This window comes from Nonomuraea phyllanthi, from assembly GCF_006334985.2.
In the GTDB taxonomy this organism is placed as follows: Bacteria; Actinomycetota; Actinomycetes; order Streptosporangiales; family Streptosporangiaceae; genus Nonomuraea; species Nonomuraea phyllanthi.
On sequence record NZ_VDLX02000010.1, the window covers coordinates 88133 to 107362 of the forward strand.

A 19230-nucleotide genomic window follows, 5' to 3' on the forward strand; every position below is an offset into this window, starting at 1 on the left:
CTGCCTCAGCCCTGGCCCAGGCGCCTATTCAGGCACCAGCCCGGGATTCGCCCCCGGCTGTACGGCGTCGCCTCCGGCCGGGGCGGTCTCCCCGGTGAAGCGGCGCAACTCTCGGCTGAGCGCTGCCACGGCAGCGGTCGCGCCAAGGAGCCCACCCAGGACGACGAGCGCCACCGCGCCGCTCAGTGCCGCGGCCAGCGCTCCACCGAGAACCGGGCCGAAGGGTTTGAGCGTCGTTCCGCCCATGCTCAGGACCGCGCCCATCCGGCCGAGCATCTCTACCGGCACCATGCGTGCGATCACCACGTTCAGCACCACGTTCAGCGACGGTGTCGACAGGGTGATGAACACCAGGGGAACCATGGGCCACCACGGCCCCCACGGCAGCGCCGTGGCCGCCAGCGCGGCGCCGAAGACCGTCAGGACGACCAACAGCAGTCTGCCGGGCGGCAGCAGTCTGCTGATGCGGCCCGACAGCAGCGCCCCGGCCAGCCCGCCGATGCCGAGGCCGGCCAGGACCGTGCCGGTGGTGAGCGCACCACCACCGCGTTCGCCGACCAGCACGATCAGAGGTATCAGGAATGCCCCGCCCAGGAGGTTGAGGACCATCACCGCCGCGGTGACCTCCCGCAGGCCCCGCCGGCGCCAGAGCCACGTGATGGCCTCGGTTGCTTCTCGGCGCATGCCGCGCCGGACGGGGTGCCGCTCCTCGCCGTCCTCTCGTGAGGAGGCCGGCGACTGGTTCGCCGGGCGGCGCGGCACCTTGGCCAGGATGTAGAAGATCGTGGCGGCGAGGAAGGTGATGGTGTCGACGACGAAGGGCACCGCACGCCCCAGGCCGTACAGCAGGCCACCGAGCGGAGGGCCGATCAGTCCGGCGGCATGCGTGCGGGATTCCTCTTGGGCGTAGGCGCTGTGCAGTTGGGTCGTGGGGACGATCCCGCGAATGGCTGTGTCCTGGACAGGCTCGATGAAGGCAGCGCACAGCGCGTCGAGCACCGCCAGCGTGACGAGGTGCCATATCTGCACCTGGCCGATGAGGATCAGTGTCGCCAGCAGCGCTGAGACAACCGCCTGGAGGCCCTGGGCGGTTATCAGCGTACGGCGGCGGTCCCACCGATCCACCCAGACGCCGGCCGGTATCTGGACCAGAAGGAAAGCGACGGTGCGGGCCCCGGCGACGATGCCCGCCAGCCCGGGCGAGCCGGTAAGCGCGAGCACCAGCAGCGGCATGGCCAGTCTGGTGAACTCCGACCCCAACTGGGACACCGCGCTGCCGATCCACAGCAATTGGAAACGCACGTTCCTGCGCAGCGGGACGACGTCGGTCACGGACCATCTTCCTTGAGGGGTGGGACTCCTGCGGCTTCAGGCTTCGGACAGGCGGCGCGAAACGGGGCCGGAGAAAGTGCTTCAGTCTACATCAATGATGATGTCCTTCAATTCGGCCAGAGTTTCGATTCGATGGGTAGCCTGTGCGAAGTCATGAGACTTTGTGAAGTCGTTGTGGACAACGGCACAGTCAATGCCGGCCGCCACGGCCGAGTTCAGCCCTCTGGATGAATCCTCCACGACCAGCGTCTCTTCTGCGGTGGCTCCGAAGCGCTTCAGGCCGATGAGGTACGGTTCCGGATGCGGCTTGGCGAGCTGGTAATCCTCACGAACAACGACGAAATCCATGAACTGCTTGATCCGGCGCTTCTCATGGATGAGTTCGAAATCCGCGCGTTTGGCGGTTGTCACGATGGCCATACGGACGTATTTCGACAGTTCGGCCAGGGCCTCGACGACGCCTTCGATCTCGATGGCTTCTGTTCTCAGATGTTCTTGATAGTAGTCATTGCGGACCCGACGCTGCCTGCTGATCGTCTGTTCATCAATGCCGGCCGCCCTGGCCTGGGCCCACGTGCCCAATCCCTGGCTCATCTCCCGGAGGTATCGATCCTTGTCCAGGGTCAAGCCGATGTCCGCCAGGGCGCGTTCCCCGGCTCTGTAGTACCAGAATTCGGTGTCCACCAGAACGCCGTCGTGATCGAAGAGAATGTACTTTTTCACTGTCTCGGTCCTTTCCGGTGGCCGCAGCGACGCTCAGCCGGTACAGCGTGTGCTCGGTCTCCCTTCCTCCCAGATGACCACGGCATTTTCCCGTGCCCTGGTAGCGCTGGACACCCGTTCCGGGGAAGCGACCCGGCTCGGTGCGCGTCCAGCCGCAGCCCTGGTCGGCGCGGCGATCGTCAGCGTCGTCGGCGTACCCGCGGAAGCGGCCCTCGGCCGGCACCGCTGGATCGAGGCATGCGGCACCATCCACACCATGGCGTGCACACGGTCGAACGGCCCCCGATCGGCGGCCCCTTCACCGACGACCAAGTGCCGCCGTCCAGCCCACGCCGGTGCCGATCTCCAAGAAGCGATCGCCCGGCTGGGGGTCAAGGAGTTCGAGCAGGTCGGCGACCGTCGCCGGCGCGGATGAGCAATGCTTCCGTCAACTGCGGTGCCGTGTACGTCGCCAAGCTCGATCCTCGCCCAGTTGAGCACTCGGAGCCGGGTGGCCTGGGAGGCCCGTGGGGCGCACGCCGCGGCTGCCGGGAGACGGGCCGGTGGGCGCGTACTGCTCAGATGATCGGGACGGTGGCGGCACCGGCCGATCGCCGCGTGAGGTGCGCGAGCCGCCGCCACTGGTCGAGCGGGAGGGTGGCTGGATTCGCGGGCAGCGCCTGGAGACACACATGGTCGGCACCTGCCGTCAGGTGGGCGCTGACCCGCGTCGCGATCTCGTCGTCGCCGATCGCGACCAGCGCGTCGACCAGGCGGTCGCTCCCGCCGTCGGCGAAGTCGGCGTCGTCGAACCCCAGCCGCCGCCAGCTCGCCCGGTAAGGCGCGCCGGGAAGGTAGCCGGCGATGTGGGCGCGCGCCCTGGCCCGGGCCTCGTCGGTGCTCACTCCGGTCACCACGGCCTGTTCGACGATCAGGGTGCGGTCCGGCCCCAGCACCGCGCGGGCCTGGGCGGTGTGCTCCGGCGTGACCAGGTAGGAGAAGGCCCCGTCCGACCGGTCCCGCGCCAGTTCGAGGGCCCGTGGGCCGAGCGCGGCGAGCACCCGGGGCGCCTGGGGCGCCGGACCATGGTCGACCGCGGCCAGTTCGAGTACGGGATCGGGCTCCTCCAGGCGCTCTAGGTGGTCGCGCAGTGCCGTCAAAGGCCGTTCGTAGCGCAGGCCCAGCACGCCCTCGACGAACCGGGCGTGGGACGTGCCGAGTCCCAGGACGAACCGGCCGGGATGGGCGTCGAGCAGCGCCCGCGCCTGCGATCTGATCACCCGGGGGTGGCGGCCCCAGATCACCGCGATTCCCGTTCCCACGACCAGCGAACCGGTGGCGTCCAGCAGTCTGGACGCCTCCATGAACGGGTCACGGACCAGTCCCTCGCTCAGCCACAGCGCGCCGTAGCCGAGCGTCTCGACCTCGGCGGCGGCTTGGGCGGCCGCCGCCGGTGACCGTAGGTCCATGCCGGGCACCCACAGTCCTACTGCGCCGATGGACGGCAGGGTCGATTTCATGTACGGGCTCCTCGCTAGAATCCGGAGTGGTACTCCACATAATAACGGAGTGCCACTCCGGTACAAGGGGAGGGGAGACGACGCATGACCGAACACCCCAGGCGCAGCGACGCGCGCCGCAACCGAGCTCGTTTGATCGAGGCGGCAACCGCGCTCTTCGACGAGGTCGGTGTCAACGCGGCCGCGATGAACGACATCGCTCGCCGTGCGGGAGTGGGACCGGGCACGCTGTGGCGCCACTTCCCCGACAAGGAGGCGCTGACGGCCGAAATCGTCGGCCAAAGCCTGGACGGACTCGCCACACTGGCCATCGAACTGCTCGACGAGCCGCCATCGCGGGACATCCTGCGCGAGTGGGTCTCCGCTCTCGTACGGCACATCACCCGATATCGGGGGATCGCCACCAGTTACGCGCGTGCGGCGCATACCGGGGACGGCCCGCTGGGCACCCGCTGTCTGGCCGTCGAACAGGCCGCCACCGAGTTGGTACGACACGCACGAGCCCGCGGCCAGGCACGGACCGACCTGACCGGCTCCGAACTCATCGAGATGGCTACGGCCGTCGCCTGGGTCAACGAGACGACCGCCCCGCCGGACACCGCCGAACGCCTCCTCGACCTGGTCTTCGAGGGCCTGCGCCCACGCTGAACCCCATCATCGACGAGGTCGCCGGGTGCGGTGACGGTCACAGCCAGGCCGAGATGAAGGTCGCCTACCGGCAGACCTCACGACCTGAGCGACCTCGCTTGATCATCGATCTCAGTGGCCTCGGCGATCTCGGCGATCTCGGCGATCTCGGTGACCTCGGTGACCTCGGCGACGACGTCACGGTCGGCCGGCCGCCGGTCGGCCTCGTCCAGCGGCGCGCCGAAGCCACACGCGACACCTCGCCGAAACCGGGGCAACGCGTCACCGACGCGATCGGCGAACAGGCATGGTTCCTCGCTGATTCGCCACCGTGCCGGGGTACGGCCTCCAGCCGAGAAGGCGGCTCAGCGAGGTCATCCGCTGGGCCTACCTGGCGGTGCCGCGCAGGTAGGCCAGCACGGCCAGGACCCGGCGGTTGACGTCCTCGCTCGCCGGCAGTTCCAGCTTGGCGAACACCCCGGCCACATGCTTGCCGACGGCCGCCTCCGTGATCGACAGCTCGCGGGCGACGGCGCTGTTGGAACGCCCTTCCGCGATCAGCTCCAGCACCTCGCGCTCCCGCGCGGTCAGCCGCTGCACGGGCTCGGTGACCTCCCTGGCCCCGACCCAGGTGCGCTCGAACAGGTCGACGAGAACGGCGATGAGGCTCGGCTGCCTGATCACCAGCGCGCCCGGCGCGTAGGCGACAGGGGTCATCCGGACGAACGCCACGGCGCGGTCGAAGATGAGCACCTGCTGGATCGGCTCGTCGACGACCCGGTGGAGATCGCCCGAGGCGTGCAACTCCCTGATCCGCGCCGCCTTGCGCGGATCGTCCAGCACGCTCGCGTGGACGATGGTGCGCATCGCCATGCCGCGCCGCAGGGCGTCGAGCACCCTCCGCCTGCTCTTCTGCTCCTCGCGCCCCTTGTCCGGTGTGCCCACGGGATGCATGGCGCGCAGCTCACGGGCCGACTCCACGGCCTCAGCGATCCGCCGCCGCACGAGCTCGTCGTCGTCCACCAGCTCGACGCCGACGGGGATGCCCCGCAGCTTGTCCACCGCCTCTTCCAGGCGCTGGGTCAACTGGTCCCATCGGTCCAATGGCATGCTTTCGGGGTCGCGTCGTGTGAGGGGGGACGGGCGTGAGCCGAACCGTCCGATGATCGCACGGCGGAAGATCCGTACCCGTGGCAGGCAGACTACCGCCCGTCCAGGCCATGCGGCATCGAGACCGAGGCCTTGTCCACCGAAGGGCCTGACCTGCCCGAGCTCCTTGCGTGCGTTTCGGCCCCGGCCTCGTACGGGCTAGTGCTGGGAGAGGAGGTGGGCGAGTTCCTGCTCCACCTCCTGGTTGGCCACGAACAGCAGCTCGTCCCCCGCCTCCAGCGGGTCGTCGGCCGTGGGCACCAGGACCCGGCCCTCGCGGAGGATCGCGACCAGTGCCGCGTCCACCGGCCAGGGGACGGCGCCGGCGCGCTGGCCCACGACCGGGGCGTCCTCGGCCAGGGTGAGCTCCACGAGGTTGGCCTGCCCCTGGCGGAAGGTCATCAGGCGGACGAGGTCGCCGACGCTGACCGCCTCCTCCACGAGCGCGCTCAGCAGGCGCGGGGTGGAGACGGCCACGTCGACGCCCCACGACTCGTTGAAGAGCCACTCGTTGTTGGGGTGGTTGATGCGGGCCACGACGCGCGGCACGCCATATTCGGTCTTGGCGAGCAGGGACACCACGAGGTTGACCTTGTCGTCGCCGGAGGACGCGACGACGACGTGGCAGTTGTTGAGCCCGGCCTCGTCGAGGGAGGCGATCTCGCAGGCGTCGGCGAGCAGCCACTCGGCGCGCGGCACGCTGTCGATCTTGATGGCGCGGGGGTCGATGTCCATGAGCAGGACCTCGTGGCCGTTCTCCAGGAGCTCGGCCGCGATGGAGCGGCCCACGGCGCCCGCCCCGGCGATGGCGACGCGCATCACTCGTCCTCTTCCGGTGCCGCGGCGAGCACCTTGTTGATCCGGTCCATGTCGTTCTCCGCGGCGATGACGTGCAGCACGTCGCCCTCCTGCACCACGGTGCCGTCCGTGATGGGCAGGGCCTCGCCCATGCGGTTGATGAAGGCGGCGCGGGTGCGTACGCGGGATTCGAGGTCGACGACGCGGGTGCCGATCCAGCCGGGGTGCACGATGACCTCGGCCAGGATGACCGTGCCCGTGGGGTCGCGCCAGAGCGGCTCGGCGCCCTCGGGCAGGATGCGGCGCATGATCTGGTCGGCCGTCCAGCGCACGGTGGCCACCGTGGGGATGCCCAGGCGCTGGTAGACCTCGGCCCGGCGGGGGTCGTAGATGCGGGCCACCACGTTGTCGACGCCGAACGTCTCGCGGGCCACGCGGGCGGAGATGATGTTGGAGTTGTCGCCGCTGGAGACCGCGACGAACGCGGTGGCGGACTCGACGCCGGCCTCGGTCAGCACGTCGCGATCGAAGCCCACGCCCGTCACGCGCCGACCCCGGAATCCGGCGCGCAGCCGCCGGAACGCCTGGGGGTCGCGGTCGATGATGGCGACTGAATGGCCGCTGTCTTCGAGGATGTGGGCGAGGGTCGAGCCGACCCGGCCACACCCCATGATCACTATATGCATTTCCCCCCGCACTTCGCGGTCGGCCTGTTGCTGGACACCAGTATGGCGGCAGGGGGGCGCGCCTCGTTTAGGAGCTTGGCCTGGGGCTAGCATCTCGTTACGTGGCGAAGGTAACAGATCTTGTCAAACGCTTGCTCGTGGGGCGCGCCCTGCGTAGCGGGCAGCTCCACGAGCAACTCCTCCCCAAACGGATCGCACTACCTGTTTTCGCGAGTGACGCGCTCTCCTCTGTGGCATATGCCCCTCAGGAGATTCTTGTCATCCTCTCGCTGGCCGGTGTCTCCTTCTATGCCTACAGTCCGTGGGTCGCGGTCGCCGTCGTGGTCGTGATGCTCACGGTCGTGGCGTCGTACCGGCAGAACGTGCACGCCTATCCCAGCGGCGGCGGCGACTACGAGGTGGCGACCACCAACCTCGGGAAGAACGCCGGGCTGACGGTGGCGAGCGCGCTCCTGGTCGACTACGTGCTGACCGTCGCGGTGTCCGTCGCCAACGGCGTCGACTACGTCGGCGCCACCATCCCGTTCGTGGCCGAGCACAAGCCCGCCGTCGCCATCGTCATCGTCATCCTGCTCACCGTGGTCAACCTGCGCGGCATTCGTGAGTCGGGCGTCGCCTTCGCCATCCCGACGTACGCCTTCATGATCGCCGTGCTGCTCCTGATCGCCTGGGGCGGGTTCCGGCTGCTCGTGCTGGGGGAGCAGATCCGCGCGCCCAGCGCCGACTTCACCATCCAGCCCGAGCAGGCCAATCTGGCCTCCTTCGCCGCCGCGTTCCTGATCCTGCGCGCGTTCTCCTCCGGCTGCGCCGCGCTGACGGGGGTCGAGGCCATCAGCAACGGCGTGCCCGCGTTCAGGAAGCCCAAGAGCAGGAACGCCGCCACCACGCTGCTCATGATGGGCCTGATCGCGATCACCATGTTCGGCGGGATCATCGCGCTCGGCCTGGCCTCGGGCGTGAAGGTGGCCGAGCCGTCGGTGGTCGCCGAGGACCTGCTCAGGCCGGACGGCACGCCCGTCGGCCCCGGCTACTACCAGCAGCCGATCATCTCGCAGGTGGCCGACGCGGTGTTCGGCGGCGGGTCGGGGCCGTTCGTGGTGATCTCGGCGGTCACGGCGCTGATCCTCTTCCTCGCGGCCAACACGGCGTTCAACGGCTTCCCCGTGCTCGGCGCCATCCTGGCGCAGGACCGTTACCTGCCGCGCCAGCTGCACACCCGCGGCGACCGGCTGGCCTTCTCCAACGGCATCGTCATCCTCGCGCTCGGGGCGTGCCTGCTGCTGTGGGGCTTCCAGGCCGACGTCAGCCGCCTGCTGAACCTCTACATCGTCGGCGTCTTCGTCTCCTTCACGCTCAGCCAGACCGGCATGGTCATCCACTGGACGCGCCACCTGAAGACGGAGACCGACCCGAAGACGCGCCACCAGATGCACCGCTCCCGCGTGATCAACCTGTTCGGCGGGATCATGACGGGGCTCGTGCTGGTGGTGGTGCTGCTGACGAAGTTCCTGGTCGGGGCGTGGATCGTGTGCCTGGCGATGCCGCTGCTGTTCCTCATGATGAAGGGCATCAGGCGCCACTACGACAAGGTGGCGACCGAGCTGGAGCTCACCGAGGAGTACGAGCCGGCCATGCTGCCGGCCCGCAACCACGCCATCGTGCTGGTGTCGAAGATCCACAAGCCGACCATGCGCGCGGTGGCCTACGCCCGCGCCACCAGGCCGTCCACGCTGGAGGCCGTCACGGTGGGCGTCGAGGGCGAGGAGGCCCGGCGGCTGCAGGAGGAGTGGGAACGGCGCGGCATCCCGGTGCCGCTCAAGATGCTGGACTCGCCGTACCGCGAGATCACCCAGCCGATCCTCGACTACGTCAAGACCCTGCGGCGGCGCTCGCCCCGCGACGTGGTGACCGTCTTCATCCCCGAGTACGTCGTCGGCCACTGGTGGGAGCACCTGCTGCACAACCAGAGCGCGCTCAGACTGAAGGCGCGGCTGCTGTTCAAGCCGGGGGTCATGGTGACGAGCGTGCCCTGGCAGCTGCATTCGTCCGACCGGCTCAAGGGCAGGCCCGAGCCGTTCGCGCCCGGGGCCGTACGCCGTCCCTGGCACGAGACCGTGAAGGATGAGCACCAGACCCGGGCATAGGGTGGGTGCTGTGGAACAGGCATCTCTGGAGCTGACGGTTGGCCCGGTCGCGCACGGCGGCTGGTGCGTGGCGCGCCACGAAGGGCGCGTGGTGTTCGTCAGGCACGCCCTGCCGGGGGAGCGGGTCGTCGCCCACGTCACGGAGGAGACCAGCCGGTTCCTGCGGGCCGACGCCGTGGAGATCATCGAGGCGTCGCCCGACCGCGTCGTCCCGCCCTGCCCGTACGCGGGCCCCGGGCGGTGCGGCGGATGTGACTGGCAGCACGCCACACCGGAGGCGCAGCGGCGGCTCAAGGCGCAGGTGGTGGCCGAGCAGCTCCAGCGGTTGGCGGGCATCACGCGCGAGGTCGTGGTGGAGGAGGTGCCCGGCGCCAAGGACGGGCTCGGCTGGCGCACCCGCGTGCAGTTCGCCGCCCGGCCCGATGGCGAGCTGGGCTTCCGCCGCCACCGCTCGCACGAGATCGAGGTCGTGGACGCCTGCCTGATCGCCCATCCCGAGGTGGAGGCGGTCGGGGCCGAGCTGCACTCCTGGGAGGGGGCCTCCGGCGTCGAGGTCATCGCCTCGTCGGCCGGCGACCGGGCCGTGGTGGTCGCGCCCAAGCCGCACAGCGGGGTCACGGTGCCCGAGCTCGACGCCCCGGCCTCGATCCTGCTCGACCAGGGCAAGGGCCGCACGGTGCCCCGGCGCGGCTCCGGCGTCCTGCGCGAGCACGTGGGCGACCGGGAGTTCCGGGTGGCCGGGAGCGGGTTCTGGCAGGTGCATCCCGGGGCCGCCGAGACGCTGCTGGACGCGGTGCTGGCCTACGCGGCCGCCGAGCCGGGGGAGTGGGCGCTCGACCTCTACTGCGGGGTGGGGCTGTTCGCCGCCGGGCTGGCCGAGGCCGTGGGGCCGTCCGGCGCGGTGTTCGGGCTGGAGTCCGACGCGTCCGCCGTACGCGACGCTCGGGCCAACCTCCGCGACCTGCCGCAGGCCCGGGTCGAGCGGGGGCGGGTGGAGGAGGCGCTGGACCGCTTCCAGATCGAGCGCGCCGACGTCGTGGTGGTCGACCCGCCACGGTCCGGGCTGGGCCGCGAGGTGGTGGCGCGCGTCGCGTCGCTGGAGGCCCTGCGGATCGTGTACGTCTCCTGCGACCCGGCCACGCTGGCGCGGGACCTGGCCTGGTTCGGCGAGCGCGGCTACACCCTGGCGGAGCTGCGGGCCTTCGACGCCTTCCCCATGACCCACCACGTGGAGTGCGTGGCGCTGCTGACCCGGGGGTGACCCGGCCTCACGGTGGCGGCCGTCGCGGGCGGCCGCCCGCGGCCCCGGGCCGCCGCTAGAGCCAGCCCATGCGCTGGGCCGTGCGGATGGCCTCCAGGCGGTTCTGCGCGTTGAGCTTGGTCATCGCGCTCGACAGGTAGTTGCGCACGGTGCCCTCGGTCAGGTGCAGCTCGGCCGCGATCCGCGAGATCGTGGCGCCGTCGCCCGCCAGCCGCAGCGCGTCGCGCTCCCGGTCGGTCAGCGGGCTGTCGCCGGCGGCCATCGCCGCGGCGGCCAGTTCGGCGTCGAGGTAGCGGCCACCCTCCTGGACCTTGCGGATCGCCATGGCCAGCTCCTCAGCCGAGGCGTCCTTGCCGAGGAAGCCGCTCACGCCCGCCGCCATGGCCCGGCGCAGGTAGCCGGGCCGGCCCAGGCTCGTGAGAATGATGATCTTGCACTGGGCGCTGATCTGCTCGGCCGCGCTCAGGCCGTCCATGCCGGGCATCTCGATGTCGAGCACGGCCACGTCCGGGTGGTGCTCGGCCACGGCGGGCACGACCTCGTCACCCCTGCCCACCTGGGCCACCACCTCGATGCCGTCCTCGAGGTCGAGCAGGGCCGCGATGGCTCCCCTGATGAGGTGCTCGTCGTCGGCGAGCAGCACCCGGGTCGTCATGCGGGCACCGCCGCCCGCAGCAGGTAGCGGCCCTCGCGGGTCGGCGCCGCCTCCAGGGTGCCGCCCGCCGTGCGGACGCGCTGGGCCAGCCCGGCCAGCCCGTTGGGCGCGTGCTCGCTCACCGGGCCGCTGACCCCGTCGTTGGACATCTCCAGCACTCCGTTTTCGATCGTGATCGTGCAGTGTTCGGCCTTGCTGTGCTTGAGCACGTTCGTCGCGCCCTCGCGCACGACCGTGGCCAGCAGGGTGCGGGTCTCCGGCGACAGCGAGTCCGTCTCGGCGCGCACGCTACACCGTACGTCCGCCGCCTCCAGCACCGCCCGCACGCTGGACAGCAACTCGTCGAGGTCGACGGCGCGGTAGCTCTGCACGACCGAGCGCACCTCGCGCAGCGACCGCCTGGCCAGGTCGCGCACCGCGAACATCTCCTCGGCCGCCGCGGCGGGGTCGGCGGCCAGCGTGCGTGACGCGCCCTCCGTACGGGCGGAGATGTCGGTGAGGCTCTGCCCGAGCAGGGCGTTGAGGTCGCGGGCGAAGCGCAGCCGCTCCTCCGATACCGCCAGCCTGGCCCGCGCCTCCTGCCCTTCGTGGGCCTCCCTGGCGACCCGCCACAGCCACAGGTTGGCGAGCACGCCGCCCACGCTGATGGCGGTGAGCAGCGACTGCACCAGGAGCACCGCCACCACCGCGGTGCCCTGCAGCGCCCACACGTAGAGGTTGAACGCCACGACGGTCGCGACCGACACCACGACGGCGGTGCGCCTGCGCACGAACGGGGCCAGCATGCCCAGCCACGCCGGGACGGCCCACATGAGGCCCAGCAGGGCCAGCAGCACGTTGACGGCCCCGGTCACCGCCAGGATCGCCGTGGGCCGCGAGCCGCCCCGCATGGCAATCCGGAACGGCCGCGTCCCCAGCACGATGAGGACCAGCAGGAGGACGGCGGCGACCGCGATCACCGGCAGCGGCAGCCCCATCTGGAGGCGGAGGTAGAGGTCGTAGTAGCCGAACAGGGTGATCAGCAGGATGGCGTCGGTGGAGTAGAGGATCAGCCAGCGGACCTTGTCCAGCTTCGTCGCGCGCCGCATCACGCCGGCACCACCGCGCGCAGCAGGAACTCCCCGGTCGCGGTCGGCTCCGCGGAAAAGCTGCCGCCCGCCGTGACCAGCCGCTCCGACAGGCCGCGCAGCCCGCTGCCGGGCCGGCCGCCGCCGGGCAGGGACGCCCGAGCGGGCACCCCGTCGTTGAGCATCTCGAGCACGCCCCCGTCGATGGTGATCGCGCAGCGCGTGGCCGTGCTGTGCTTGAGCACGTTGGTGGCCCCCTCGCGGACCGCCCAGGCCAGCAGCGTCCGGGCGGCCGGTGACAGCCCGTCGGCCCTGGCGTCGATCAGGCAGCGGGCACCCGCCGCCTCCAGCGCGGCCCGCGCGCCGGACAGCTCCTCGTCCAGATCGAGCGCCCGGTATCCGTGGACCGCCTGCTGCACCTCGGTCAGCGAGTCGTCGGCCAGCCGCCGCACCTCGGCCATCTCGCCGGCCGCCCGCCCGGCGTCCTTGGTCGCCAGCTTGGCGGCCAGCTCGCTTTTCAACGTGATGACCGACAGGCTGTGCCCGAGCAGGTCGTGCAGGTCACGGGCGAAGCGCAGCCGCTCCTCCGACACCGCCAGCCGGGCCTTGGCCTCCTTGCTGTCGTGCGCCTCCCTGATCGTCCACCACAGCCAGCGCCACAGCAGCATCCCCGCGGTGGCGACGACGGCGCTGATCAGCTCGGGGATCAGCACGCTCGGCCAGGATCTGCCGCTGATGGCCACGACGTAGGCGGTGACCAGCCCGACCACGGCGGCCCCCAGGCAGGCGGTCACGGCCAGCGGCACGTAGAGGGCGGTGATCGACAGCCACAGGATGCCGATCTCCAGCCAGCCGGGCACCTCGTTCGCCGGCCCGTGGGGCAGCAGCGCCAGCGCCACCGCCGCGAGCACCGCCGCGGCCAGCACCTTGGGCGTGGGCCCGCGCGGCCTGGTGTCGTAGGCGTCCCTGAGCATGAAGGGGAAGAGCGCGAAGCAGCCGAGCAGGCAGGTGATGGCGATCGCCGCGCCGAGGGGGGAGATGGTGCCGGTCGCCGCGTGCAGCACCGCGAGGGTCACGAACAGCACGGCGAGCAGCGCCATCAAGGCGTCCATCCAGTGCAGCAGGATCTTTCGCGCCGTCTCCGGACGCGCCGCCATCACGCCCTCCCCCCGCTGCCGGAACCTCCATCGGTCCCCGAAATCCTATATTCGGGAAGGAGTACGCCAAAGAATTCGTGACACGTCCGGTTTCGGAGCGGCTCCGCGGAGCGACAGCCAGGCCAGCTCGTGGCGGGCGGCGTACGCGGCGAGCGTGCGGGCCTCGACCTCGGTCAGGTCGTCCGCGCTCGCCAGCACGGGCGTCAGCGCGATGCGCCGCCACGCGTCCTGCGGGTCCTCCAGGCCCTGGGCCCGCGCGATCTGGTCCCTGGCCGCCAGCACCGCCGCGGCCACCCTGCGCAGGCGGCCCTCGGGGGCGCCGCGCGGCTCCAGCTCGGCCAGCAGGTTGACGGTGCCGACCTCGGCGCCCGCCAGCCGGGTGGCCCGGAGCATCGCGACGTCGCCCGAGGTCAGCCCGTACGGCTTCAGCGGCAGCGTGAAGCTGACCCGCAGCCGCCGCTCGCGCTGCATGGCGTGGATGGCCCGCGCCCGGCGCAGCACGGCGGCCCTGTCGGCGCTGTCGCGGACCTCGAAGCCGATCGCGGCGGCGTCGAACGCGCCGACCACCCTGCGGTAGGCGGCGGCCAGCCCGCCGGGCCTGGTGCAGGTGCGGGCCAGCTCCCGCCCGTCCGGGCCGCCGAACACGGGCGCCGCGTCGCCGCCCAGGGCCCGCAGCCGGCTGATCCGGTTGGCCACGGGATTCTTGCCGGGATCGAGCGGGCCGGCCTGGTCGGGGCCGTTCCACTTGGGCGCGCAGCCGTCGTCGCCGGCCACCAGGTGGCCGAGCGCGTAGTGGCGCACCCCGGTGCGCCGGGCGTCCTTCGACAGGTCGAAGCCGGGCTCGCGGGCGGTGTCGACGAACGCGACGAAGCTCGGCTCCGGCTCCGCTGCCACCGGAGACGAGGCGGCAGGGGTGTGCCTCGCCACCGGCGGCGGCTCGGGGGCGGGCGCGGCGCCCGCGGGGAGCAGGCGCACCGCCATGGCGGTGGCCCCGGCGAGAGCGAGTGCGCCGAGGATCGCGATCGGGCGTGGGAGCGTGCCCGGTTCCCTCTTGTGCCGCGGCATAGGCAACCCCGTGTGGTCAGTCGGCTACGGTCCGGCGCTATCGGGAACGCTAGCAAGTGTCCACGCCGCGGTGCGAGGCTTTTCCGGTACGCGTCCGATGTGTACGCATAATGGCGTCATGAAATTGCGGATCTTCACCGAGCCCCAGCAGGGCGCGACATATGACGACCTGCTCGCCGTCGCGCAGGCCACCGAGCGGCTGGGCTTCGACGCCTTCTTCCGTTCCGACCATTACCAGCGCATCGGGTCGGGCGATCCGGGCCCCGGCTCCACCGACGCGTGGATCACGCTGGCCGGTCTGGCGAGGGAGACCTCGCGGATCCGGCTGGGCACGCTGGTGACGCCCGCCACGTTCCGGTTCCCCGGGCCGCTGGCGATCAGCGTGGCGCAGGTCGACCAGATGAGCGGCGGCCGGGTCGAGCTGGGCTTCGGCACCGGCTGGTACGACGGCGAGCACGCGTCGTACGGCATCCCGTTCCCGCCGCAGAACGAGCGGTTCGGCCGGTTCGAGGAGCAGTTGGAGATCATCACGGGTCTGTGGACGGCGGAGAAGGGTTACTCCTTCGAGGGCAGCTACTACCGGCTGGCCGACTCGCCCGCGCTGCCCAAGCCGGTGCAGGCCCCGAGGCCGCCGATCATCATCGGCGGCTTCGGCGCGAAGCGGACGCCGCGGCTGGCGGCGGCGTACGCGGACGAGTACAACCTGCCGTTCCGCACCCTCGCCGACACGGCCGTGGGGTTCGGACGGGTGCGCGAGGCGTGCGAGGCGACCGGGCGCGAGCTGGTCTACTCGGTGGCGCAGACCACCATCGTGGGCCGCGACCGGGCGGAGGTCGAGCGGCGCGCGGCGGCCGTCGGCGAGAACCCCGACACCCTGCGCCAGAACGGCCTGGTCGGCACCCCGGCCGAGGTGCTGGAGAGGATCGGGAAGTTCGCCGAGCTCGGCGCCGACCGGGTCTACCTGCAGGTCCTCGACCTGGCCGACCTGGAGCACCTGGAGCTGATCGCCGCCGAGGTGCTCCCGCACGTGTAATCCATTGGAGTGCTTCGCGGGGGTTACGGCACACTTGGGGCGTGCTGCTGACCATCACGACCACCGCGAAGCCCGCCACCGACCTGGGTTTTCTCCTGCACAAGCATCCCGGCCGGGTGCAGGAATTCGGCCAGTCGTTCGGCACGGCCACGGTCTTCTACCCCGAGGCGGGTGACGAGCGCTGCACGGCGGCCCTGATGCTGGAGGTCGACCCGATCGCGCTGGTCAGGTCACGCGGCAAGAGGTCGCCCGACTTCAGCCTGTCGCAGTACGTCAACGACCGCCCCTACGCGGCCTCCTCCCTGCTGGCCGTGGCCCTGGCCGACGTGTTCCGCACCGCGCGGGCCGGCCGGTGCAAGGCCAGGCCGGAGCTGCCGGACACGCCGCTGCCGCTGGAGCTGCGGCTGCCCGCGCTGCCCTGCCGCGGCGGCCCCGAGCTGGCCGGGCGGCTGTTCGAGCCGCTCGGATGGGAGGTGGAGGCGCGGGCCGTACCCCTCGACGAGGGGTTTCCCGAGTGGGGCGAGTCGCGTTATGTCCGGCTCGTCCTGCGCGGGACGGCGCGCCTGTCCGACGCGCTCAACCACCTGTACGTGCTGCTGCCGGTGCTCGACGACGGCAAGCACTACTGGATCGCCCCCGACGAGGTCGACAAGCTGATCAGGGCCGGTGAGGGCTGGCTGCGCGACCACCCGGAGCGTGGCCTGATCACCCGGCGCTACCTGGGGCGGCGCTGGTCGCTGGCCCGCGCCGCGCTGGCGCGGCTGGCCGAGCTGGGCGACGAGACCGAGGAGCAGCTGGAGCCCGCGGTCGAGGAGGACGCGCCCGCGGGCGAGAGCGCCGCCGACGAGGCCGCCGCCGTGGAGGCCGAGGCCCAGGGCGACGTCCCCTCCGAGCAGGCGCAGGGCGAGGTCCCGCAGCCCGACAAGCCCAAGTCGCTGAACGTCCGGCGGCGCGAGGCCGTGCTCGCCAGGCTGGAGCAGCTCGGCGCCACCAGCGTGATCGACCTCGGCTGCGGCCAGGGCGAGCTGGTCGGCGCGCTGCTCGCCAGGCCCCGCTTCGCCCGGGTCGGCGGCATGGACGTCTCGTCCATGGCGCTCACCATCGCCGCCCGCAAGCTGCGCCTCGACCGCATGTCCGAGGCCAGGCGCGCCCGGCTCACGCTGTTCCAGGGCGCGCTCACGTACACCGACAGGCGCCTGTCCGGCTACGACGCCGCGGTGCTCATGGAGGTGATCGAGCACGTGGACCCGCCCCGGCTCCAGGCGCTCGAACGGGTCGTGTTCGGCCAGGCCAGGCCGGGGCACGTGCTCGTCACCACCCCCAACGTCGAGTACAACGTCCGCTACGAGTTCCTCACCGGCCGGCGCCACCCCGACCACCGCTTCGAGTGGTCCCGGGCCGAGTTCGCCGCCTGGGCCACCCGGGTGGCCGGCGAGTACGGCTACCAGGTGGCGTTCGAGCCGGTCGGCGACGACGACCCCGAGGTCGGCCCGCCCACCCAGATGGGAGTGTTCACCCGTGATCAGCGTTCCTGAGCTGTCCCTGGTGGTGCTGATCGGCGTCTCGGGCAGCGGCAAGTCGACGTTCGCCGCGCGGCACTTCAAGCCCACGCAGGTCATCTCGTCCGACTTCTGCCGCGGCCTGGTCTCCGACGACGAGAACGACCAGTCGGCCACGCCCGCGGCGTTCGACCTGCTGCACCACATCGTCGGCGTGCGCCTGGCCAGGGGCCTGTTCACCGTGGTCGACGCCACCAACGTCCAGTACGCCGCCCGCAAGAGCCTGATCGAGCTGGCCAGGCGGCACGACGTGCTGTGCGACGCGATCGTGCTCGACGTGCCGGAGGAGGTCGCCGTCGAGCGCAACGCCGTCCGGCCCGACCGCGACTTCGGCCGCGGCGTGGTGGTCCGCCAGCGCAAGGACCTGCGGCGCTCGCTCAGCCGGATCTCCCACGACGGCTTCCGGCGGGTGCACGTCCTGCGCGGCGTCGACGAGATCGACGGCGCGCTGATCACGTACGAGAAGGCGTGGTCCGACAGGACCGAGCTGACCGGCCCCTTCGACATCATCGGCGACGTCCACGGCTGCCGCGCGGAGCTGGAGGCGCTGCTGGGCAGGCTCGGCTGGCGGCGCGGGCCGGAGGGAGGGCTCGCGCACCCGGAGGGCCGCACCGCCGTCTTCGTCGGTGACCTCGTGGACCGCGGTCCCGACACGCCGGGCGTGCTGCGCCTGGTGATGGACATGGTGGAGGCGGGCACCGCGATCTGCGTGGCGGGCAACCACGAGCAGAAGCTGGTGCGCGCGCTGGGCGGCCGCAAGGTCCGGGTCGCGCACGGCCTGCAGGAGTCGCTCGACCAGCTGGCCGGCCAGCCGCCCGAGTTCGTGGCGCGGGCCAGGGCGTTCATGGACGGCCTGATCAGCCACTACCGGCTCGACGGCGGGCACCTGGTCGTCGCGCACGCGGGGCTCAAGGAGGCCTACCACGGCCGCGCCTCCGGCCGGGTGCGCGCGTTCGCCCTGTACGGCGACACGACCGGCGAGACCGACGAGTACGGCCTGCCGGTCCGCTACCCGTGGGCCGACGACTACCGCGGCCGGGCCATGGTCGTCTACGGCCACACGCCCACGACCCGCCCCGAGTGGGTGAACAACACGATCTGCCTCGACACCGGCTGCGTCTTCGGCGGCCACCTGACCGCGCTGCGCTACCCGGAGCGCCAGATCGTGCAGGTCCCCGCGGAGAAGGTCTGGTACGAGCCGGCCAAGCCCCTCGGAGCCCCCGCTCGCGATCCAGGCATGCTGGACATCAACGACGTCGCCGGCACCCGGTACGTCGAGACCAGGTTCGGCGCCCGGGTCAAGGTCATGGAGGAGAACGCCGCCGCAGCCCTGGAGGTCATGAGCCGGTTCGCGGTGGACCCGCGCTGGCTGGTCTACCTGCCGCCCACCATGGCGCCGCCCGAGACGTCGCAGCTCGACGGCTACCTGGAGCACCCGCACGAGGCGTTCGAGGAGTTCGCCGCCGCCGGGGTGCGCGAGGTCGTGTGCGAGGAGAAGCACATGGGCTCGCGGGCCGTGGCCGTGCTGGCCAGGACGCCGGAGGTGGCGGCGGCGAGGTTCGGGGTGAGCGACGGCAGTGCCGGCGCCGTCTACACGCGCACCGGCCGGCCGTTCTTCGCCGACACGGCGCCGCTGGTCGCGCGGCTGCGCGAGGCGTGCGAGCCGCTGTGGGCCGAGCTCGGCTCCGACTGGGTGGTGCTCGACTGCGAGCTGCTGCCCTGGTCGGCGAAGGCCGGCGAGCTGATCAGGTCGCAGTACGCCTCCGTCGGGGCGGCGGCGCGCGCCGCGCTGCCCGAGGCGGTCTCGGCCCTTGAGGCGGCGGCCGGGCGCGGGCTGGATGTGGGCGAACTGTTGACCCGTACCCGGCGCCGCTCCCGTAACGCTGCCCTGTTCCGCGACGCCTACGCGCGCTACTGCTGGCCGGTCGACGGCCTGGAGGGCATCAGGCTGGCGCCGTTCCAGATCCTGGCCTGCGAGGGGCGGGCCACGGCGCTGGAGCCGCACGCCTGGCACCTGTCCACGCTGGCGCTGCTCGACTCGCCGCTGATCACCCGTACGGAGCACGTCTTCGTCACGCTCGACTCCGCCGGGTCCCGGGCGGAGGCGACCGCGTGGTGGGAGTCGCTGACGGCGGCGGGCGGCGAGGGCATGGTGGTCAAGCCCGCCTCCTACGCGCCGGGCCGGGTGCAGCCGGGGGTGAAGGTGCGCGGGCGCGAATACCTGCGCATCATCTACGGCCCCGACTACACCGAGTCGCTCGACGTGCTGCGCCGGCGCTTCCTCGGCAAGAAGCGGTCGATGGCGCTGCGCGAGTACGCGCTGGGGCTGGAGGCGCTGTCGCGGCTGGCCGACGGCGAGGCGGGCTGGCGGGTGCACGAGCCGGTCTTCGCCGTGCTCGCCCTGGAGTCGGAGCCGGTAGACCCGCGGCTTTGACGGCCTGACCTGCGGGTATGCTCCCCCCACCTCGGGGGAGG

Annotated in this window: 18 protein-coding genes; 6 read left to right on the forward strand and 12 right to left on the reverse strand. The window is 71.7% G+C overall.

Going from position 1 to position 19230, the window contains the following annotated elements:
- Nucleotides 1-24: 24 nt before the first annotated feature.
- From FH608_RS26115 to FH608_RS26130, 4 genes are all read right to left on the reverse strand, one after another.
- Nucleotides 25-1332: an MFS transporter gene (locus tag FH608_RS26115; RefSeq protein ID WP_139633248.1), complete on the reverse strand. Its 1308-nt coding sequence runs from the start codon at nt 1330-1332 to the stop codon at nt 25-27.
- A gap of 81 nt (nt 1333-1413) precedes the next feature.
- Nucleotides 1414-2055, reverse strand: a complete 642-nt coding sequence (locus tag FH608_RS26120) for an HAD family hydrolase (RefSeq protein WP_139633249.1) — start codon at nt 2053-2055, stop codon at nt 1414-1416.
- A gap of 298 nt (nt 2056-2353) precedes the next feature.
- Nucleotides 2354-2443, reverse strand: coding sequence for a hypothetical protein (locus FH608_RS51680; protein ID WP_153266086.1), 90 nt, complete (start codon nt 2441-2443; stop codon nt 2354-2356).
- A 169-nt stretch (nt 2444-2612) separates the two neighbouring features.
- On the reverse strand, nt 2613-3554 hold the full coding sequence (locus FH608_RS26130) for a TIGR03620 family F420-dependent LLM class oxidoreductase (RefSeq protein ID WP_139633250.1): 942 nt from the start codon (nt 3552-3554) through the stop codon (nt 2613-2615).
- Between the two features lie 84 nt (nt 3555-3638).
- Between FH608_RS26130 and FH608_RS26135 the strand changes: the two genes are divergently transcribed.
- Nucleotides 3639-4202: a TetR/AcrR family transcriptional regulator gene (locus FH608_RS26135; protein WP_139633251.1), complete on the forward strand. Its 564-nt coding sequence runs from the start codon at nt 3639-3641 to the stop codon at nt 4200-4202.
- 77 nt (nt 4203-4279) lie between these two features.
- On the opposite strand, the gene FH608_RS26140 is transcribed toward FH608_RS26135, so the two are convergent.
- From FH608_RS26140 to FH608_RS26155, 4 genes are all read right to left on the reverse strand, one after another.
- Nucleotides 4280-4459 (reverse strand): hypothetical protein, encoded by a 180-nt coding sequence (locus FH608_RS26140; RefSeq protein WP_139633252.1) that lies wholly within the window; start codon nt 4457-4459, stop codon nt 4280-4282.
- 109 nt (nt 4460-4568) lie between these two features.
- A complete protein-coding gene (locus FH608_RS26145; protein WP_226899906.1) occupies nt 4569-5291 on the reverse strand; it encodes a helix-turn-helix transcriptional regulator in 723 nt (240 codons plus the stop codon).
- Nucleotides 5292-5489: 198 nt separating this feature from the next.
- Nucleotides 5490-6149 (reverse strand): potassium channel family protein, encoded by a 660-nt coding sequence (locus FH608_RS26150; protein WP_139633253.1) that lies wholly within the window; start codon nt 6147-6149, stop codon nt 5490-5492.
- On the reverse strand, nt 6149-6814 hold the full coding sequence (locus tag FH608_RS26155; RefSeq protein WP_139633254.1) for a potassium channel family protein: 666 nt from the start codon (nt 6812-6814) through the stop codon (nt 6149-6151). Before FH608_RS26155 ends, FH608_RS26150 begins: the two co-directional genes overlap by 1 nt.
- Before the next feature lie 101 nt (nt 6815-6915).
- Between FH608_RS26155 and FH608_RS26160 the strand changes: the two genes are divergently transcribed.
- Together FH608_RS26160 and FH608_RS26165 are read left to right on the forward strand one after the other, a co-directional pair.
- Nucleotides 6916-8958, forward strand: a complete 2043-nt coding sequence (locus tag FH608_RS26160) for an APC family permease (protein WP_139633255.1) — start codon at nt 6916-6918, stop codon at nt 8956-8958.
- Between the two features lie 10 nt (nt 8959-8968).
- Nucleotides 8969-10219 carry a class I SAM-dependent RNA methyltransferase gene (locus FH608_RS26165; RefSeq protein ID WP_226899907.1) on the forward strand — a complete coding sequence of 417 codons (1251 nt, stop codon included), beginning with the start codon at nt 8969-8971 and terminating at the stop codon, nt 10217-10219.
- Between the two features lie 55 nt (nt 10220-10274).
- Here the strand turns inward: FH608_RS26165 and FH608_RS26170 are convergent, their stop codons facing one another.
- From FH608_RS26170 to FH608_RS26185, 4 genes are read right to left on the reverse strand one after another with little or no spacing between them, the layout of a single operon-like run.
- Nucleotides 10275-10874 carry a response regulator transcription factor gene (locus tag FH608_RS26170; RefSeq protein WP_139633257.1) on the reverse strand — a complete coding sequence of 200 codons (600 nt, stop codon included), beginning with the start codon at nt 10872-10874 and terminating at the stop codon, nt 10275-10277.
- Complete coding sequence (locus FH608_RS26175; protein WP_139633258.1) at nt 10871-11962, reverse strand: sensor histidine kinase; 1092 nt, start codon at nt 11960-11962, stop codon at nt 10871-10873. The genes FH608_RS26170 and FH608_RS26175 overlap by 4 nt, the downstream gene beginning before the upstream one ends.
- Nucleotides 11962-13098 (reverse strand): sensor histidine kinase, encoded by a 1137-nt coding sequence (locus FH608_RS26180; RefSeq protein WP_139633259.1) that lies wholly within the window; start codon nt 13096-13098, stop codon nt 11962-11964. Before FH608_RS26180 ends, FH608_RS26175 begins: the two co-directional genes overlap by 1 nt.
- Nucleotides 13099-13143: 45 nt before the next feature.
- A complete protein-coding gene (locus FH608_RS26185) occupies nt 13144-14163 on the reverse strand; it encodes a glycoside hydrolase family 18 protein (RefSeq protein ID WP_139633260.1) in 1020 nt (339 codons plus the stop codon).
- 118 nt (nt 14164-14281) lie between these two features.
- Between FH608_RS26185 and FH608_RS26190 the strand changes: the two genes are divergently transcribed.
- Genes FH608_RS26190 through FH608_RS26200 form a run of 3 tightly spaced genes read left to right on the forward strand, consistent with a single transcriptional unit; the run spans nt 14282 to nt 19189 of the window.
- Complete coding sequence (locus tag FH608_RS26190) at nt 14282-15196, forward strand: LLM class F420-dependent oxidoreductase (RefSeq protein WP_139633261.1); 915 nt, start codon at nt 14282-14284, stop codon at nt 15194-15196.
- A 41-nt stretch (nt 15197-15237) separates the two neighbouring features.
- The gene (locus FH608_RS26195) at nt 15238-16731 is read left to right on the forward strand and encodes a 3' terminal RNA ribose 2'-O-methyltransferase Hen1 (RefSeq protein ID WP_139633262.1); all 1494 of its coding nucleotides are present in this window, start codon (nt 15238-15240) and stop codon (nt 16729-16731) included.
- Nucleotides 16715-19189, forward strand: coding sequence for a polynucleotide kinase-phosphatase (locus FH608_RS26200; RefSeq protein ID WP_139633263.1), 2475 nt, complete (start codon nt 16715-16717; stop codon nt 19187-19189). The genes FH608_RS26195 and FH608_RS26200 overlap by 17 nt, the downstream gene beginning before the upstream one ends.
- Nucleotides 19190-19230 lie beyond the last annotated feature (41 nt).